At 67.5% G+C, this 19276-nt stretch carries 13 protein-coding genes; 3 read left to right on the top strand and 10 right to left on the bottom strand.

Annotated elements, in window-relative coordinates; genetic code table 11:
• Positions 1-22 precede the first annotated feature (22 nt).
• Positions 23-3187: an efflux RND transporter permease subunit gene (locus AB8808_RS20385; protein WP_369925478.1), complete on the top strand. Its 3165-nt coding sequence runs from the start codon at positions 23-25 to the stop codon at positions 3185-3187.
• Between the two features lie 189 nt (positions 3188-3376).
• Here the strand turns inward: AB8808_RS20385 and AB8808_RS20390 are convergent, their stop codons facing one another.
• Positions 3377-4777 (bottom strand): MATE family efflux transporter, encoded by a 1401-nt coding sequence (locus AB8808_RS20390; protein WP_369925480.1) that lies wholly within the window; start codon positions 4775-4777, stop codon positions 3377-3379.
• A gap of 77 nt (positions 4778-4854) precedes the next feature.
• On the bottom strand, positions 4855-7860 hold the full coding sequence (locus AB8808_RS20395; RefSeq protein ID WP_369925482.1) for a putative bifunctional diguanylate cyclase/phosphodiesterase: 3006 nt from the start codon (positions 7858-7860) through the stop codon (positions 4855-4857).
• Between the two features lie 189 nt (positions 7861-8049).
• Between AB8808_RS20395 and AB8808_RS20400 the strand changes: the two genes are divergently transcribed.
• Positions 8050-8583, top strand: coding sequence for an acyloxyacyl hydrolase (locus AB8808_RS20400; protein WP_036138845.1), 534 nt, complete (start codon positions 8050-8052; stop codon positions 8581-8583).
• A 685-nt stretch (positions 8584-9268) separates the two neighbouring features.
• On the opposite strand, the gene AB8808_RS20405 is transcribed toward AB8808_RS20400, so the two are convergent.
• From AB8808_RS20405 to AB8808_RS20425, 5 genes are all read right to left on the bottom strand, one after another.
• Positions 9269-10795: a DHA2 family efflux MFS transporter permease subunit gene (locus AB8808_RS20405; RefSeq protein ID WP_369925484.1), complete on the bottom strand. Its 1527-nt coding sequence runs from the start codon at positions 10793-10795 to the stop codon at positions 9269-9271.
• Positions 10796-10807: 12 nt separating this feature from the next.
• The gene (locus tag AB8808_RS20410; protein ID WP_369925488.1) at positions 10808-12022 is read right to left on the bottom strand and encodes an HlyD family secretion protein; all 1215 of its coding nucleotides are present in this window, start codon (positions 12020-12022) and stop codon (positions 10808-10810) included.
• Between the two features lie 24 nt (positions 12023-12046).
• Positions 12047-13510, bottom strand: a complete 1464-nt coding sequence (locus tag AB8808_RS20415; protein WP_369925490.1) for an efflux transporter outer membrane subunit — start codon at positions 13508-13510, stop codon at positions 12047-12049.
• Positions 13511-13533: 23 nt separating this feature from the next.
• Positions 13534-13992, bottom strand: coding sequence for a MarR family winged helix-turn-helix transcriptional regulator (locus AB8808_RS20420; protein WP_369925491.1), 459 nt, complete (start codon positions 13990-13992; stop codon positions 13534-13536).
• 77 nt (positions 13993-14069) lie between these two features.
• Positions 14070-14312 (bottom strand): hypothetical protein, encoded by a 243-nt coding sequence (locus AB8808_RS20425; protein WP_369925492.1) that lies wholly within the window; start codon positions 14310-14312, stop codon positions 14070-14072.
• A gap of 144 nt (positions 14313-14456) precedes the next feature.
• Here AB8808_RS20425 and AB8808_RS20430 point away from each other — a divergent pair, with 144 nt between their 5' ends.
• Positions 14457-15263, top strand: coding sequence for an AraC family transcriptional regulator (locus tag AB8808_RS20430; RefSeq protein WP_369925494.1), 807 nt, complete (start codon positions 14457-14459; stop codon positions 15261-15263).
• Between the two features lie 36 nt (positions 15264-15299).
• Here AB8808_RS20430 and AB8808_RS20435 read toward each other — a convergent pair whose 3' ends face one another.
• The 3 genes from AB8808_RS20435 to kdpC are packed head-to-tail and all read right to left on the bottom strand — an operon-like array spanning position 15300 to position 19276.
• Entirely contained in the window at positions 15300-16004 is a 705-nt protein-coding gene (locus AB8808_RS20435) for a response regulator (RefSeq protein WP_369925496.1), read from the bottom strand.
• Positions 16001-18658: an ATP-binding protein gene (locus AB8808_RS20440; RefSeq protein ID WP_369925498.1), complete on the bottom strand. Its 2658-nt coding sequence runs from the start codon at positions 18656-18658 to the stop codon at positions 16001-16003. The genes AB8808_RS20435 and AB8808_RS20440 overlap by 4 nt, the downstream gene beginning before the upstream one ends.
• A gap of 42 nt (positions 18659-18700) precedes the next feature.
• Positions 18701-19276: a potassium-transporting ATPase subunit KdpC gene (gene kdpC / locus AB8808_RS20445; RefSeq protein ID WP_036138824.1), complete on the bottom strand. Its 576-nt coding sequence runs from the start codon at positions 19274-19276 to the stop codon at positions 18701-18703.

Raw genomic sequence — 19276 nt, forward strand, 5'->3', positions numbered from 1 at the left:
TCCCGCGGCCACAGGAAGTGCCGTGAACGTTTTCGCTCCCTTCATCCGTCGGCCCGTCGGAACCTCGCTGCTTGCGGCGGGACTGGTGCTGTGCGGTTGCATCGCCTACATGCTGCTCGGCGTAGCAGCGCTGCCGACCGTCGACGTGCCCGTCGTGGTCGTCGTGGCGCAGATGCCCGGTGCCAACGCACAGACCATGGCATCGACGGTCGTCGCCCCCCTCGAGCGTCACCTGGGCCAGGTCCCGGGCGTCGACCAGATGTACTCGAGCAGCACAGAAGGCAATGGCCAGGTGCGCGTTCGTTTCACCATGGACCGCTCCACCGACTCGGCGGCGCGCGACGTGCAGGCCGCGATCAACGCAGCTGCCGCCGACCTGCCGGCCGGCATGCCGTCGCCGCCGCAATACTTCAAGTTCGACACCGGCCAGATCCCCGTGCTGCTGGTGACCTTCACATCGAAGACGTTGCCCCCCGACAAGCTATACGACGTGGTAGACACGCTCATCCGACCGGCGGTAGCACAGATCGATGGCGTATCCCGGGTGCAGGTGTTCGGTGGCACACCGCACGCCGTGCGCGTGGAGCTGGATACCCGCGCTCTATCGTCCAAGAACCTGACTGCCAACGACGTCTCCAACGCGCTCAACGCGGCCAACGTCACCTCCCCGCAGGGCGTGCTATCCGACGGTCGTAGCCAGATGACGGTGACTGCCACCGACAGCCTGCGTGATGCGAAAGACTTCGGCACGATCCTGATTGCCATGCGCAACGGCGTGCCGGTGCGGCTATCGGACATCGCCCGCGTCTACGATGGCCAGCAGGACGAAAACCAGGCTGCATGGTTCCAGGGCGAGCGCGCCGTGACCATGCAGATGAACAAGCGGCCGGAGGCGAATGCCATCGCCACCGCCGATGCGGTACGCGCGGCACTGCCACGATTCCGCTCGATGTTGCCGGCCGATGTGCAGGTCACGCCCATCTTCGACCTCACCCAGACCACCCGCTCGGCGCTGCACGAGGTCAAGGTGGCACTGCTGATCAGCATCGTGATGGTCTTCCTGGTCATGATGGTGTTCCTGCGCAGGCTCGGGCCGACGCTCATCGCCACGTTGAGCGTGCCGCTGTCACTGGCGGGCGCGTTCGTCATCATGTGGTCGCTTGGCTATACGCTCAACACGATGTCGTTGATGGCACTGGTGCTTTGCATCGGCTTCGTCGTAGACGATGCCATCGTGGTCATCGAGAACATCGTGCGGCACATGGAAGCCGGTGCGCGTCCGATGGCGGCCGCGCTGGAGGGCGTACGCGAAATCGGCTTCACCGTCATGTCGATCACGCTGTCGCTGGTTGCCGTGTTCGCGCCGCTGTTGTTTGGCAACAATCTGCTCACCAAGCTGTTGCGGGAGTTTTCCGTGACCCTGACCGCGGCGGTATTGATCTCCGCCGCGGTATCTCTCACCCTGACACCGGCGCTGTGCGCACGCTACCTGAAGCACGACGCACCGGATCGGCAACCCGGGCGAGTGGAGCGTGCACTGGAGCGATTCGATCGCGGGTTCCTGCGATTCTATGAGCGTGGCCTGGACTGGGCCATGCATCACCGACGAGTGATGCGCTGGCAACCGCTGATCCTCCTGGTGGCGACGTTCGGGCTGGCCTTTGCCGTGGTGAAGACCGCCGGCGGCAATTTCATGCCCGATGAGGACACGGGCATGCTCCAGGGCGAAGTCAGTGCCGATGCCAACATCTCGCCCACGGAACTGGCACGCCGCATGAAACGTGTCGGCGAAATGATGCAGAACGACCCGTCGGTAGCCGACGTAACGACGATCCTCGGTGACGGCAACGGCGGAGGCGTGGGCAACACCGGCACCATGTTCGTCGACCTCAAGCCCAAGGGCAGTGCTCCAGGCCAGCGCCGCGAGTCCATCAAGGAATTCATGGAGCGCAAGGGCAAGGAATACGACAAGCTCGCCGATGTCCAGGTCTTCATGAATCCGTTGCAGTTCCTCGGCGGCGGCGGAGGCAACAGCAACCGCGGGCAGTATTCCTTCCAGCTGATCAGCACCGGCGGTGAGCCACTGCAGCCGTGGACGTTGAAGCTGGTGCGCGAGATGCGCAGCATGCCCGAGTTCCGTAACGTGGGCAGCGACTTCGACGTCGTCGGCAAGCAGCAGATGCTCACCGTGGACCGCAATGCCGCCGGCCGGCTCAACGTGGGCATGGGCATGGTCGACTCGGCCCTTTACAACGCGTTCGGCCAGCGCCAGGTGTCGATCATCTATTCGGACATCAACCAGTACTGGGTGGTGCTTACCGCGGCCGCCGCGCAGGAGGTGAGCCCGGATTCACTGCTCAATACCTACGTGAAGAATTCGGTCGGCAAGATGATTCCGCTCTCGGCCGTTGCCAGCATCGACCCGATAGCCGCACCCATGGCGGTCACGCATCAGAATCAGCTTGAATCGGCGGATATCACGTACAACCTCGCGCCGAAGATCACCGCAGACAAGGGCACCGCGCTGGCAGAGGAGGCCGTACGCCGCATCCATCTTCCCGGCGGCATTCGCATGGACGTCACAGGCACCAACCAGCGCATACGCGATGCACAGTCCAACGGTATGGTGCTGCTCATCGGCGCCATCCTGGCCGTATACATCGTGCTGGGCATCCTCTACGAGAGTCTGGGGCACCCGCTGACGATCATCTCTACCCTGCCGGCCGCTGGCGCAGGTGCGTTCCTGGCCATGCTGGTCACACAGACGCAGCTCACGCTGATGGCGATCATCTCCGTACTGCTGCTGATCGGCATCGTGAAGAAGAACGCGATCCTGATGGTCGACTTCGCCCTGGTCGCCGAGCGCGAGCACGGCATGTCGCCCGTGGAGGCCATCCGCCAGGCCGCGCTGGTGCGCTTCCGCCCGATCACGATGACCACGCTGGTCGCCATGGGCGCGGCACTGCCGCTGGCCATCGGCTTCGGCGTGGGCTCCGAGATGCGCCGTCCCCTGGGCATCGCCATCGTCGGCGGCCTGCTGGTCTCGCAGATGCTGACGCTGCTGAGCACGCCCGCCATCTACCTGTGGAACCACGACCGCAAGGAACGCAAGGCCACGCGGATACACCGCCGCATGCTCAAGCGCCGCTACAAGCGCTGGAAACGCCTTCGCAAGAAACGCGTGTAAAAAAAGACGTACGTAAAAACCCGCATGTAGGAGCGCACGCTCGTGCGCGAACCCTCATCACCGCAAAAAACGATCGATGCCGCAACCTCACACGCGTGAAGTCGGTTCCGTGCGCCCGAAAGAGCATATACCGGATGCACGGAAGCGCTCGCCTGTGCGGATGGGTGGCTTCATTCGCCGGGAATAGGTTTAGGGTTCGCGCACATCGTGCGCTCCTACGCTGGGCGGCAATATTGCTGCGCGCTTCCAGCTGCCGCGGCGGTAATACACCGCCGTGATGGCGAGCGACACCAGCGAGCCCACGGGGAAGCTCCACCAGATGGCGTCCGCGCCCCAGTACGGTTCGAGGAAAGCGGCGAACGGATAGCGCACCACCCACATCGCGATGACCAGCACCACCAGCGGCAGCATCACCGCGCCGGTGGCGCGCACCACGCCGAACATCACGAAGGTGACGCCGAACAGCAGGAACGACCAGACCACGATGTGGTTGAGGTGCTGTGCGATGCCGATGGCGGAACTGTCCTCGCCCAGGAACAGCGCCAGCGCCGCCCGGTTGAACAGGTAGATCACCAGCACCAGCGTGCCGGTGAGCAGGAAGTTGGTAAGGATGCCCGCGCGGCCGATGCCGGCGACGCGATCCCAGCGCCGCGCCCCCACGTTCTGCGCCACCATCGACGACACCGCCGAGCCGATCGCCAGCGCAGGCATCTGGATATAGGTCCACAACTGCGCGGCGGCGCCGTAGGCCGCCGTGGTCTGCGAACCGTGCCGGTTGACCAGCGACATCATGATGATGGCCGACGAGGAGATAACGATCATCTGCGCGCCCATCGGCAGGCCCTTGAGCAGCAGCTGCTTGAGCAGCACGGGCCGGGGCAGCAACAGGTGCAGTTCGTGGCGGCCGATGCACAGGAAATGGCGTCGCCGGTATAGCCAGCCGACCAGCGCCAGCAGCGAGACCACCTGCGCGATCAGCGTGGCCACCGCCGAGCCGGCGATACCCATGGCGGGTACCGGGCCCAGGCCGAAGATGAGCAGCGGATTGAGCGCGACGTCCAGCACCACCGACAGCAGCATGAAGGCGAAGGGCATGCGCGAATCGCCCGCGCCACGCAGCGTCATCATGAGGAAGGTGTACAGGTACATCGCCGGCAGGGCGACGAAGATGATGCGCAGGTACGCCGTGGCATAGGGCAGCGCGTCGTGCGGCGTGCCCATGGCGGCGAGCATGACCGGCGTGGCGACGAAGCCGCCCAGCGCGACCAGCAGCGACATCACGACGAAGAAACCGAGCCCCGTGCCCACCACGCGCCGCGCCTCGGGCACGTCGTTCGCCCCCAGCGTCTGGCCGACCATGATCGTGGTGGCCATGCCCACGCCGAAGACCACGCCCAGCAGGAAGAACAGGATCAGGTTGGCGTTCGAGGTTGCCGCGAACGCGGCCTCGCCGAGGAAGTGGCCGATCCAGACCGCGTTCACCGACGCATTGAGCGACTGCAGCACGTTGGCGCCCAGGATGGGCAGCGAGAAACGCAACAGCGTGCTGACGATCGGACCTTCGGTCAGCGTGCCACGCGGCGGGGTCACGCCTCGTCGCCGATGGGTGGGCATGGCTACGGCCGAAGGGGAAGGAGGGCGCAGTTTTACCCGGAGCAAACCGTGCGTCAATCGCCGCCCGGCGAGCCCGTGGCGACCATCGCGGACGACCAGTCCTCGACGGCGCCGTTGCCGCACAGGCTGGCTTCCAGCGCGTCGATCGACACCGGACGGGCGAACAGGTAGCCCTGCATCGCCACGCACCCTTCGCCCAGCAGCCAGCGCCGCTGGCTTTCGGTTTCCACGCCTTCCGCCACCACTTCCAGGTTGAGGCTGCGGGCGAGGAAGATGATGGATCGGCAGATCGATGCGTCGACATCGTCGTCGAGCAGGCTGGCGGTGAAGTGGCGATCCACCTTGATCTTGTCCAGCGGCAACCGCGAGAGGTAGGTCAGGTTGGAGTAGCCGGTGCCGAAGTCGTCCAGTGAGATGCTCACGCCCATGGCGCGCAGCTCGTGCAGGGTCCGGATGGCGCGCTCGGGCTCCTGCATGAACGCGCTTTCGGTCAGTTCCAGTTCCAGCGAGGACGCACTGGCGCCGGTCTCGGCCAGGGCCATGCGCACCTCCGCGACCAGGTCGGTGTGCACCAGCTGCTGGGCGGAGACGTTCACCGCGATGCGACACCCGGGGCCCAGGCGATCGAACACCAGTCGCTGCTGGCGGCAGGCCTCGCGCAGCACCCACTGGCCGATCTGCACGATGGCGCCGGTTTCTTCCAGCAGGGGCACGAGCTTGTCGTTGCCGGCCAGATCCGCCGGTGCGGACGGCCAGCGCAACAGCGCTTCCACGCCGATCACCCGGCCATCGTCACCCGAGTGCTGCGTCTGCCAGGCCAGCGACAGCTCGTTGTCCAGGTTGACGCCGGACAGCCGCGTGAGCACGGTGAGACGCGCCATGGCGGTGGCATGCATGTCGGCCGCGTAGCGCTTCCACGTGTGCCGGCCCGAGCGCTTGGCCACGTACATGGCCGTGTCGGCATTGCGAATCAACGTATCGGCATCGGCGCCGTCGCGGGTGGCGAAGGCCACGCCCATGCTGCACTTCAGGCGCTGCATGGTGCCACCCACGGTCAGCGGCTCCTCGATGGCGCGCTGGATACGCGGCAGCACGTCCATGGCCGTGGCCGGATGGCTGGTGAAGGGCAGCATCGCCACGAACTCGTCGCCGCCGAAACGGCCCACATGACCCAAGCCGTCCAGCGCATCGCCCAGGCGCAGGGTGACGTCGCGCAGCACCTGGTCACCCAGCGCATGGCCGAGCGCGTCGTTGATGACCTTGAAGTGGTCCAGGTCGATGAACAGGACCATCAGGCCCGAGCCCTCGCGCACGCTTTCGGTCACCAGCTCGTCGAGTTTCTCGCGCAGGGCGCGCCGGTTGGGTAGCCCGGTCAGTTCGTCGTGCGTCGCCTGGTGGTTGAGGCGCTCTTCGTAACGGCGCTGCTCGGTGACGTCACGCATGATAACCAGCGTGCCGTCGCCCTTGGTGTCACGGTAATCGGACAGGGCCAGTTCGGCCTCGAACGGCATGCCGTGGTCGGGATTGAGCCACGCGATGAGGTTGGCGCCATCGGGCGACCCGGCACGCAGCACCGCCAGCGCGTCATCGTCCATGAAGCCGTCCACGCGGCGGCCGACCAGGGTCTCGCCGCTGCTGCCCAGGCGTTCTTCCGCGCGCGGATTGGCGTACTCGATGCCGTCGTCACGCACGATGGCCAGCGGCAGCGGCACGCGCGCCAGCAACTGACGGTAGGCGGCGGCGCTGGCGGCGAGATCGCGATCGGTGTCCTCCAGCCGTCGGCGCGTTTCGTGGAGCACGGTGACCTCGGCGATCGTCCCGGCCAGGACGGGCCGACCTTCTTCGTCGGTGATCCGCGAGGCGCGCAGGGCGACCCGCACTTCCTGGCCATCCACGCGGCACAGCCGGTGCTCGAACTCGAGCGGGCCGTCCTCGCTGGCGAAGCGGTCCACCCACGCGACGATACCGGCCTGGTCGTCGGGGTGGACCAGCTTGTAGTACGTGCCACGACGCACCACCACGCGATCAGGAGGGTGGCCGGTGATCTGGTGGACCTGGCCGGACCAGACGATCTCGCCGGAGGTCAGGTCGGCCTCCCACAGGCCGATGTGACCGGTCCGCTGCACGTCGCCCAGGTGCCGCGCCGTGCGTGACAGCGCGTCGAACAGCCGCGACTGCTTCCGGTAGGCCCGGTCGGACGCGGTGGCGAAGAGATGGATGAGCAGCACCAGGGCCAGCGTGGCCAGCAGGGTCTGCCGGGCCTGCGTCCACCAGTCCGCCAGCACGGCCGAGCGATCGACCGAGGACCGGGCCACGAACGGGTAGACGGTGGAGGCGGCCCAGGCCGCGATACGCTCCGGGTCGTCGACGAAGCCCGTGCTGCCGGGGGCCACGTTACCCGCGGTCCAAGCCCTGACCGGCCCCTCGCCATTGCTGGTGAACACACGGCCGGACGGCGAGAAGATCGTCATCTCGGCCGTGTTGCCCAGCATGGTCAGGCGCATCGCGTCGCGCATGCGCTCCGCGCGGATCACCGTACCGAAGGCGGCCGGCTCCACCACTCGAGAGTCCACCAGGATGCGTAAGGCCGACCCGGATCCTTCCGTCTCACCGATGGCTACCCGGACGCTGGCACCCAGGGCCATCCGCCGCGGAGCGGCCAGCATCGGGACCCAGTCGTAGACCGGCGTGTGCGTGGAGGCGATGACCGTGCCGCGCGCGTCGAGGGCCAGGAAATTGGGCAACTCCGGGTGCCGCGCCTGCACCTCGGCAAGGTTGGCGCGCAACTCCGAAATATCGGGGCCATCGACCTCGTTACGCAGTGCCAACAGGGGGCCCAGGCTGGCATCCACCTGTTGGTCGAGCAGTCTGACCACGCCATTGGCCGACGCTGCGACCTGACGCTGGCTGGTCGCCAGCATGCGCGCGTATTCCTGCATCTGCAGGCCCGCGACCAGCGCGGCGATGCCGAGCGAAAGCGCGACACAAACGGCCCAGATCGCCAGACGGATGGTATGGGCGCGGGTCTTGGTCGCTCCCTGTGCCGTCGCGGTCGCCACCGTATTGCCGCCTCCTCGGGTCGTGGTCCTGGCCCGCCCTTGCGAAGCCTCGTCGTCCTGTAACGGCACGGAAGGACGCGGCTTGAACGAGAAAGATTTCGCCCTCCCCCTTTTTTCACGCCCGCTCAACACTATTTACCGAACCATCCGGTTCATAAACACGTCCCAGCACAAGGACCTTCCCCTGCCATGCGTTCGTCCCGCCTCGCCCTCGGCGCTCTCGCCGCGCTTTCCCTTGCCGCCGTGTCCATCCCCGCGGCCGCCGAAACCCACATCGAGCTGCAGGGTGGCCGCAGCTACATGGACAGTTACGGCACCAATGTCTTCTTCATCGAGTCGGTGTTCGACGCCCGCCCGATGGGGGGTAGTCGCTTCACCTGGTCACCCGACGTGTCGATCGGCTACGTGAAGGGGCGCGACATCGGTCGCTACGAACAGTCCCGTCCCGGCGTCACCAACAATGTCTGGGTGGGCGCTGCCGGTGCGCGTCTCCACTATGGCAGCGAGGGTGACTGGTACCGTCCGTTCTTCTTCAGCTTCCAGGTCGCCGGCACGGCGGGCGGGCGCACGCAGGCGCTGTCCAGCGGCTACGAGTTCGTCAGCACCCTGGGCTGGCAGTACAAGAACATCAGCTTCCAGATCCGCCATATCTCCAACGGGAGCTTCCAGGAGCCGAATCGGGGGGAGACCATGGGGCTGGTGGGTATTGGGTTCGATATCTGAGTTTTTCGTGTTGAGGAGGGGGATAGCCTTCGGCATCGCGTTTGGCCTTGGGTCGTGGAGCAAGAGCCGGCGGGTGCCACCCTCGTGGCCACGCCTGCGGCGACCCGAAAGGGAAGGGCCGCTGGCGCGTCCGTTTACTTATTGCCCTTCGGGCACGGGTCGGGCTTCGAACGGGGATTTTTGATTCGCCATCCATGGCTCAGCAAAAATGGCCGGCCGTCCTGGCCGGCCCCCTTCGGGCCTTTTCCGTTCGAAGCCCTCGCCTGCGGCTACCGGCCACGAGGGTGGCACCCGCCGGCTCTTTCGATGACTGAGGTTGCGTGTGGGGAGAGCAAAAAGCCGGGTTTTGCTTCGTAGCCGGGAACGCTCGCTTGCCTGTTGCTCACGGCATCGGTGCCCTTAGGTGTGTTGAGGGTTCGCGCACATCGTGCGCTCCTACACCGCCGGCGGATCACGCGTTCCACAACCTGCCCGACCCGGGCCCGTAGGGCAATAGACATACGGCCGCGGGTAGGAGCGCACGATGTGCGCGAATCAAAGACACGGCCGCGCTAGCGGCTTTCCACGACGGGTCGCCGCAGGCGTGGCACCGAGGGGGCTACCCGCCGGCTCTTGCTCCACGACCGCAAGGCCTTAAAGCTTTAAAGCTTTAGGACCAAACACAACACCGAAGGCAAACCACCGCTCAATGCCCCGAAGCCGCCGGCCCCGCCTTGGCCGCGAACGGCGGCTTGGCCAGCCACACCACGAAGATCAGCGCGACGAAGACGAAGCCCAGCAGGTAGAACACTTCGTTGAACGAGATCTGGTACGCCTGGTTGGTGATCATCGCGTTGACCGACGAAGCCGCGTATTGCGGATCGCCTCGACCGATCTGGGCCATGGCCTGCGTGGTGTTCGGATTGAACGGGGTGAAGTTCTCCGCCAGGCGCTCGTGGTGCACGATGGCCCGGCGGTCCCACAGGAACGTGGTGATCGACGCGGCGAAGCTGCCGCCCAGCGTGCGCAGGAAGGTCGCCAGGCCGGAGCCCGCGGCGATCTCCCGGGGTTGCAGGTCGGACAGCAGGATGCTCAGCACCGGCATGAAGAACAACGCCACACCCAGGCCCTGGATCAGCTGGACCATCGCCACGCTGTAGAAGTCGATCTGCAGATAGAAGTCCGAACGCATGAAGCAGGTCGCGCCCATGACCACGAACGCGCCCGACGCCAGGATGCGCAGGTCGAACTTGTGCGCATACTTACCCACGAACGGCGTGAGGATCACCGGGATGATGCCCAGCGGTGCCGCCGCCAGTCCCGCCCAGGTCGAGGTGTAACCCACGTTGCGTTGCAACCATTGCGGCACCAGCAGGCCGATGGCGAAGAACGCCGCGTAGGCCAGCACCAGGCACAGGGTGCCCATGGCGAAGTTGCGATGGCGGAACAGCTTGAGGTTGACGATCGGGTCCTTGTCGGTGAGTTCCCAGATCAGGAACACGGCCAGGCCGATCGCGGCAATGATCGCGGTGATCACGATGAACGGCGAGTTGAACCAGTCCTCGTCGTTGCCCTTGTCGAGCACCACCTGCAAGGCACCCACGCCGACGATGAGCGTGATCAGGCCCACGTAGTCGACCTTCGGCTTCTCGGTCACTTCCGGCCGGCCCTTCATCTGGTTGGCTACCACGAAGCTGGCGAACATGCCGATGGGCACATTGATGAAGAAGATCCACGGCCAGGTGTAGTTGTCGGTGATCCAGCCGCCGAGGATGGGGCCGGCGATAGGCGCCACGACGGTGACCATCGCCAGCAGCGCGAGCGCCATGCCGCGTTTGGCCGGTGGATAAATCGAGATCAGCAGGCTCTGCGTGATCGGGTACATCGGGCCGGCTACCGCACCCTGGATGGCGCGGAACACGATCAGCATCGTCATGCTCTGCGCGATGCCGCACAGGAACGACGCCAGCGAGAACAGCAGCGTGGCCCAGACGAACAGCTTGGTCTCACCGAAGCGACGGGTGAGGAAGCCGGTGAGCGGCAGCGCGATGGCGTTGCTCACCGCGAACGAGGTGATCACCCAGGTGCTCTGGTTGGAACTGACGCCCAGGTTGCCCGCGATGGTGGGCAGCGACACGTTGGCGATCGTCGTATCGAGCACCTGCATGAAGGTCGCGAGCGATAGCCCGACCGTGGACAGCGCCAGGTTGGGCGGTCGAAATTCGGTGCTCATGAGCCCTCTCCCTTACTTCGGGGCCTGCTGCTGCTCGGCGCCTTCACCCGCGGACGTGTTCTCGTGGATCACGCGCGCGATGTCCTTGTCGGCATCGGCCAGCTGTTTGTCGTAGATCGGCGTGCTGAACTCGGGCTGCGTGGGCGACTGCTTCGCCAGCAACGCGCCGTTCTGGTCGTGCAGCGACACCGTGACCTTGGTGGACAGGCCCAGGCGCAGCGGCTTGTCGTCCAGCTGCTTGGGATCGGTGAACACCACGCGCACCGGCACGCGCTGCACGATCTTGATCCAGTTACCCGTGGCGTTCTGCGCCGGCAGGATGGAGAACGCGCTGCCGCTGCCGACGCCCAGGCTGCGGATCTTCGCCTTGTACACGGTGTCGCCGCCGTACACGTCGGCCGTGACGTCCACCGGCTGGCCGATGCGCATGTGGGTCAGCTGGGTTTCCTTGAAGTTGGCGTCGATCCACACATCGTGCAGCGGCACCACGGCCATCAGCGCCGCACCCGGCTGCACGCGCTGGCCGACCTGTACGCTGCGCTTGGCGACGTAACCGTCCACCGGCGCCACCAGCGTGGCGCGCACGAAGTCGAGGTAGGCCGAACGCAGCTTCGCGGCAGCCGCACGCACGTCCGGATGGGACGAGACGACGGTGTCGTCGACCAGCACCTTGTTGCTGCTGTACGACTGCTTCGCGGAGGCCAGGCTGCTTTCCGCGGAGGTCAGCGTATCGGCGGCGTGCGAGAGTTCCTCGGCGGAAATGGCACCCGTCTTGGCGAGGTCGCGGCGGCGGTTGTAGTCCTGCCGCGCACGGTCCACCGCGGTCTTGCGTACCGCGACATCGGCCTGCGCCGAGGTCACGTTGTTATACAGGCCACGCACGCGACGCACGGTGTTGGCCAGGTTGGCACGCGCGCTCTCGAGCGCGACCTCGGCATCGCTGGGATCGAGCTTGACCAGCACGTCGCCCTGGTGGACCAGGTCGCCGTCGTCGGCGCCGATCGACGTCACAGTGCCGGCGATCTGCGGGGTGATCTGCACCACGTTGCCATTGACATAGGCGTCGTCGGTCTCTTCGTACCAGCGGCCGTCCACGAAGTACCAGATCACCCAGCCGATGAGGGCGAGGATGACCACGAGCAACAGCAGTTTGAGGAAGAACCCGCGACGGCTCTTCGGGGGCGGCGCGACGACGGCGCCAGCGGGGGCGGTGGTTTCTTGTGACATCGGAAGCGGCCTCGGGACGATTTCTTAAGGGGTTGCCGGCGTGCTGGCGGCGGCGACGGAAGCGTCGTCGGCCGAGGGGCGGAATCCGCCCCCCAGTGCCTGGATCAGTTGGACGGAGGTGTCGACCTGCTGCGCCTTCAGCGACGCCGTGCGCTGCTCGGCCTCGAGCAGCTGCTGGCGTACCACCAGCGACTCGAGGTAGCTGCCGACGCCTGCCTTGTAGCGCTGCTGCGACAGGTCGTAAGCCTGCTGTGCGGCGTCTTGCGCGCGCTGCTGGGCCTGGATCTGCGTGCCCAGGGAGTCGAGGGCGGACAGTTCGTCCTGCACTTCGTTGAGCGCACCCACCAGGGTGGTGTTGTATTGCGCGACGGCCAGGTCGTAGTCCGCATCCTTGCCGGCCAGGTTGGCGCGCAGGCGGCCACCGTCGAAGATGGGCAGCGAGAACGCCGGCAGCACCTGCCAGAAGCGTGCCTGCGAGGCGAACAGGTTTTCCGACCCGCCGGCCAGCTGCGCCGCCAGCACGCCCAGCGTCACGTTGGGCAGGAAACGCGCCTTGGCCGAGACGATGTCCTTCGAGGCGGCCTCGACCCGCCAACGGGCGGCGACCAGGTCGGCGCGATGACCGAGCAGGTCGGCCGGCAGGTTGGCCGGGATGGCGACAGCGGCCGGACTCAAGGCGGCGGGACGCACGATGTCCAGGCCACGATCCGGACCTTTGCCCAGCAGCACGCTGAGCGAGCTGCGGGCGCTGTCGATGGCGCGCTGCGCTACCGCCACCTCGCGCTCGGCCGAGGCCACTTCGCTGTCCGCCTGCTTGACCTGCATCTGGTTATCGACGCCCGCGGCGACGCGCTGCACGGTCAGCTTCTGCGATGCGTGGGTGCGATCCAATTCGGCGTGGGCCACATCCAGCTGGGTGAAGCCGTACCCGAGTTGCACGTAGGCGCGGGCGACATTGGTCGAGATCTCGATGCGCGCGGCGCGCATGTCCACCTCGGCGGCCCGCTGCGAACCCACGGCCGCCTCGAACGCGGCGCGACGCCCGCCCCACAGGTCCAGATCCCAGTTGAAGCTGCCGTAGCCGTACTTCGTCCACGAGAAATGGTTGCCCGGCGGATCGGGCAGCAGCGAGCCCGGCAGGTGCGCGCCGGCCGCGCCGCCGCCCACGTTGAGCGTGGGCCCGCGCGTGGCGTCGGCCGAGCCGGCCTGGGCCTGGGCCTGGCGCACGCGCGCACTGGCGGTGGCCAGGTCGGGGTTGTCCTTCAGGGCTTCCTCGATCAACGAGGAAAGCTGGCTGTCACCCAGCCCCGTCCACCAGTCGGCCGCCGGCCAGCCGGCCGGGGAGACGGGAACCTTCGCCAGGCTGCGCCCGGCGTGGAGGGTGGACGGATCGGTCAGCGTGCCTTGCGGATCCAGGCCACGGCTGGTGACGCAGCCGGAGAGGATCAACGCGGCCCCGACGGCCGCCACGAGTGTGTGCAGACGCATTGCGTTTTGCCTCGGACGTAGGTTCAGTTCTTTTCGCGAAGCGCGTTGAGCACGCGCCCCAGGTAGTCGTGCAGCTTGTCGCGCTCGTCCTGGGTCAGCGTCTTCTGGGCGCGTTCCAGGGTGGCGAGGTTGCTTTCGTGCAGGTGTTTCCACAGCGCCACGCCGGCCTCGGTGAGATCGATGCGCAACGCGCGGCGGTCCTGCGCGTGCGGCTGGCGACGCAGGTAACCCTTGGTCTCCAGCTGGTCGAGCTGGCGTGTCATCGCGCCCCCGTCCAGATCCACGGCCCGGGCCAGCTCCGTCGCGGTCATGGGACCGGCGATGGCGAGGCGCTTGAGCACGTGGAACTGGGTGAACTTCAGGTCCGTGCCCTGGGCCGCCAGGTCGGACTCGATCGCCCGGACGATTTCGCTGCGCACCATGCCGATAAGTGCACCGAGGCTGTCGGGCGTGTCGCAGAGCGGGAACGAAGACGTGGACATGCCACGCATTCTATTGCTCTAAATATAGTTGTCAAGGCAAATATACGTCAGGCATATATTACCGTGTCGGTTTTAGCTCATGCTTCGTCGGCCAGCAGGGCCGCCAGCGCCGGGTCGCGCACCTCGAACAGGTCGAAGACACCGAGCGCCCGCAGGGTGGGCAACTGGGCCAACAGCCTCGGTTCAAGGCGCCGGACCTGGTCTTCCGGGGTGCCGGGGTCGAGCATGGCGTGGGCGCAGGCGACGAAGGTCACCAGGGCTTCGCCAGCTTCCTGGCCTTCGCTGGCCTCGCTGAAATCATGTGTGACGAGACGGATCATGGGGGGTCTCCTTCGTCGGGTATCCCGCCTGGCGCCGCAGGTTTCGGCGGCAGACATACAGATACTTGAGTAGACAGATATTAGCCATGACGGGTATAGGCCTGATATCGTTACTCGGCCAATTTATAGCGAGTGTCGGCCAACATGCATTCCAGCCGGGACCACGAGGTGATCCACGCCCTGCTCGAACGAGCGGACGGCCCGCCCTTGGTCGCCTACGAGGCACGCGGCCGATTACCGCTGATGGAGGTGGACTGGCACAGCCACGTGCGGGGCCAGTTCTTCTACGTGGAAGAAGGCTTCGTCACCAACCGCACGGAGCATGGCTCGTATCTTTTGCCACCGCATCGCGCGGGCTGGATGCCGCCCGGCACGATGCACACGGTGAGCATGACCGGCCCTACCCATGCCTGGGGCGTGTTCATCGCGCCCTGCGCGGCGGTCGGCCTGCCCGACCGGCCCTGCGTGGTCGGCGTCAATGACCTGGTCCGCTCCATCATCAAGCGCGCGGCCACCTGGCCGGTCGAGATCTTCGCGCCCGATCCGGCGCGGGAACGCCTGTTCGCGGTGTTGCTGGACGAATTACAGCGCGCGCCGGTGGAGTCGCTGCACCTGCCCATGCCGATCGACCGCCGCCTGCGCCGCGTGGCCGTCGCCATGTTCGAGCACCCCGAGGACACGCGCAGCATCGAGGAGTGGGCGACCTGGGCCGGCATGTCCACCCGCACGCTGACGCGCATCTTCCGTCAGGAAACCCAGTGCAGCGTGGCCCAGTGGCGCCAGCAGGCGCGCCTCACCCGGGCACTGGAACGGCTGGCCACGGGCGAGCCGGTGGCGGTGGTATCCGATGCGCTGGGCTACGCCACGCCCAGCGCGTTCGTGGCGATGTTCCGCAAGGCGTTCGGCGATTCCCCGGGGCGTTACCTCGCCAGGCAGGCGGCCGGCGCCTGAGCCCGGCGGTGCCCCGGCGGGTCCGCTGCGGGCGGGTCAGCCGGCCGGGAAGCGGTAGCCCACGCCGGGCTCGGTTTTCAGCCAGCGCGGCGCGGCGGGGTCGTCGCCCAGCTTTTGCCGCAGCTTGCCCATCACGATGCGCAGGTAGTGCGTGTCCTGGGTATGCGTGGGCCCCCACACATCGCGCAGGATCTGCTGCTGGCTGACCACACGGCCGGGGTGCCGCACCAGCAGCGACAGCACGGCGAATTCCTTGCGCGTGAGGGCCACGGCTGCGCCGTCGAGCAGCACCTCGCGCCGGGCCAGGTCCACGGCGAGGCGGCCGTCGTCATAACGCACGGCGGCTTCGGCCTCGCCGCCCTTCGCCGCCTGGCGCAGCAGCACGCGCAGGCGCGCCATCAGTTCCTGGATGCCGAACGGCTTGGTCACGTAATCGTTGGCACCGCCATCCAGCGCGCGGACCTTCTCGGCCTCGGTGTCGCGCACCGACAGCATCAGCACGGGCACCTGGGTCCACTGGCGGATCTCGCGCAGCACCTCGTGGCCTTCCATGTCGGGCAGGCCGATATCGAGCACCACCACATCGGGCGACTGCGTGGCCGCCAGGCCCAGGCCTTCCTGGCCGGTGGCGGCCAGCAGCACCTGGTAGCCCTCGGCGCGCAGGCCGATGTCGAGGAAGCGGCGGATCTGTGCCTCGTCGTCGATCACCAGGACACGGGGAGCCGAGGGAGTCGGAGTCATGCGGTCTCGTCGGGCGGCGGCGGCAGGGGCAGCGAGACCCGAATGGTCGTGCCTCCGCCGACGTGGGGCAAGGCCTCCACGCTACCGCCGTGCGCGCCGATCATCCCGCGGCAGATCGCCAGGCCCAGCCCGGTGCCCTTGCCGCCGCGATCGCCCCGCGACACCGAATAGAACATGTCGAAGATGCGCGCCCGCTCGTCCTCGGGAATGCCCGGGCCGCGGTCGGCCACGTCCACGCGCAGCCGGCCGACCTCGCTGCTGACCGTGACCCGCACCGGGTCGCCGGGCGGCGTGAAGCGGCCGGCGTTTTCCAGGATGTTGAACAGCGCCTGCTCGACCAGGGCCGGATGCACGTGCAGCAGGATCGTGTCGCGCGGCAGGTGCACATCGACGCGCACCTCGGGAAACAGCTTGCGCATGCGCGACACCGCGGCCGCAACGATCTCGCCCGCGTCCACCCAGTCACGCGTGAGCTTGAGCGTGCCGTGGCCGAGGCGGGTCATGTCCAGCAGGTTCTGGATGTAGCGATCCAGCCGCTGGCCCTCGCCGAGAATGGCTTCCAGCAGCTCGTGGCGTTCGCTGGCGGGAAGCTGGTCCTCGTAGCTGAGCAGCGTGCCGGCCGAGCCGATCATGGACGCCAGCGGCGAGCGCAGGTCGTGCGAGACCGACGACAGCAGCGCGTTGCGCAGGCGCTCTGTCTCGCCCTGCACGCGCGCGCTTTCCAGTTCGCTGGCCAGGCGTGCGCGGTCCAGAGCCTGGCCGATATCCTGGATCATCGCCAGCGCCAGGCCCCGGTGGTCGGCATCCGGTTCACGGGTGCCCTGCGGGAAACGCAGCGCCGCCACGCCGCCGCGCTGTTGCTCGCTGCCCAGCGGCAGCACCCAGCACGACGCACCGTGCAGCGTGTCGGTATAGCGACCCGCGGGCTCGGCATGGCTCTCGCACCAGTCCGCCGCCGCCATGTCCTGGGCCGACAACGGAAACGGTGCCGGCGCGGCACTGGCGACCACGAGCGCGCCCGAAGCATCGCGGGCCAGGATGGCGACATCGATGTCCAGCGCACGGGCCAGCGCCTGCGCGCCCGCAACACGCACGGCATCGGCATCGGCGCTGGTGGCCAGCTGCTGGCCCAGCGCCACCAGGGCACGGCCGCGCACCTGTGCCGCCCGCAACGAGGTCACCTGCCCGGCCAGCCGGGTAGCCAGGCGGCTGCAGACCAGCGCCGCGACGAGGAACAGGGTGACCGCCAGCACGTCGTCCGCGTTGGCGATGGCCAGCGTGTAGCGGGGTGGCGCGAAGAAGAAGTTGTAGCCGAAGAAACTGAGCAGCGCGGCATAGACCGCCACGGCCATGCGCGTGCGCACCGCCACGATCAGCACCGCCGTGAGGAAGATCAGCGAGAGGTTGGCCACGGAGAGGAAACGGTCGGCGATGAACGACAACGCCATCGCCACCGCGATGGTGGCCGTGGCGAAACCGTAGTCGCGGCGCGACCCCGCATCCTCCACGCGCAGCCGCCGGCGCGACTGCGCGCGCTGCGTCGGCGTGGCCACGATGGTCAGTTCCAGGTGCGCGCCGCGCGTGAGCAGCTGCTGCGTGAGCGAATAGCCCAGCCGGCGCGCGATGGGCCGTTCGCGCGTGCGGCCGACGATGATCTGGCCCACGCCTTCGCGATCGGCCCAGGCCATCAGCTCGTCGGCCACCGCATGCCCACGCAGGATCACCGCTTCGCCACCCAGGCGACGGGCCAGGCGCATCGCCGCGTCCACGCGCTCACGGCGGGCGCCGTCCATGCCGCCCCGGTCGACGAACAGCACGCTCCACGGCGCACCGCGGCGCTCGGCGATGCGTCGCGTGATCCGCACCAGGTATTCGCTCTGCCCATGCCCGTCGATGGCCGCCATGACCCGCCGGCGCACCGGCATCGCATCGCCGCGCGCCAGCATGTGCTCGCGCAGGTCGCTGTCCACGTGCGAGGCCACGGTTTCCACCGCCAGTTCGCGCAGGGCGGCCAGGTTGGTCGGCGAGAAGAACGCGTCCAGTGCCACGGCGGCGGTTTCCGGCACGTAGACCTTGCCCTGCTTCAGGCGGGCGATCAGTTCGCGCGGCGGCAGGTCGATCAGCACGATGTCGCGTGCGCGGTCGAGGAACGCGTCGGGCACCGTTTCGCGCACGGCCACGTTGGTGATCCGCCGCACCTGGTCGTTGAGGCTTTCCACATGCTGCACGTTGAGTGCGGTGTAGACCTCCAGGCCGGCATCGAGCAGTTCGGCGATATCCTGCCAGCGGCGTGCATGGCGACCGCCGGGCAAATTGGTGTGGGCCAGTTCATCGACCAGGATCACCGCCGGCTTGCGCGCCAGCGCGGCCTCCAGGTCGAACTCGCGAAACTCGCGGCCGGCATAACGCACCGGCCGCGTCGGCAGCACCTCGATGCCCTCCAGCAGCGCCGCCGTCTCGCTGCGGCCATGCGTCTCCACCAGCCCCACCACCACGTCGATGCCCTGGCGCTTCAGGTCCCGCGCCGCCGAGAGCATGGCGAAGGTCTTGCCCACGCCGGGCGCGGCGCCGAGGAAGATCTTCAGCCGCTGGCCGTCCTCCTCGTTCACCGCGTTGAGCAGCGCGTCGGCGCGGGCGTCTCGCACATCGTTCATGGGGTGTGGCCGGGAGGAGTGGGACAAGAGTAGCGGAACCGGTCAGCGCGTCGCGGCATCCAGCGCCAGGTTGAGCGCCAGCACGTTGACCCGTGGCTCGCCCAGTACGCCGAACTGGCGACCCTGGGTGTTTTCGGCGATCAGCCGGCGCACGGTGTCCGCGGGAATCTGCCGCGCACGCGCGACACGATTGGCCTGGAACGTCGCCGCGGCCGGGCTGATCTCCGGATCCAGTCCGCTGGCCGACGCCGTGACCAGGTCCACCGGCACCGGCGCGTCGTTGCCCGGATCGGCGGCGCGCAGCGCGGCGATCCGCTGTTTCACCGCATCCGCCAGCGCCGGGTTGCTCGGGCCGAGGTTGGAACCGGTGGACGCGGCGGCGTTGTTCGGCACGGGCGTGGTGGCCGACGGGCGGCCCCAGATGTAACGCGGCGCAGTGAACGACTGGCCGATCAGCGCGGAGCCGACCGGCACGTTGTCGCGCGTCACCAGGCTACCCGCGGCCTGTGACGGAAACAGCACCGCGGCCAGGCCACCGACGACGGCGGGATAGGCCACGCCGGTAACCGCGGTCATCAGCAGGAGCAGGACGATGGCATTGCGTAGCAGGGTAGTCAT

This window comes from Xanthomonas sp. NCPPB 2632, assembly GCF_041228075.2.
In the GTDB taxonomy this organism is placed as follows: Bacteria; Pseudomonadota; Gammaproteobacteria; order Xanthomonadales; family Rhodanobacteraceae; genus Luteibacter.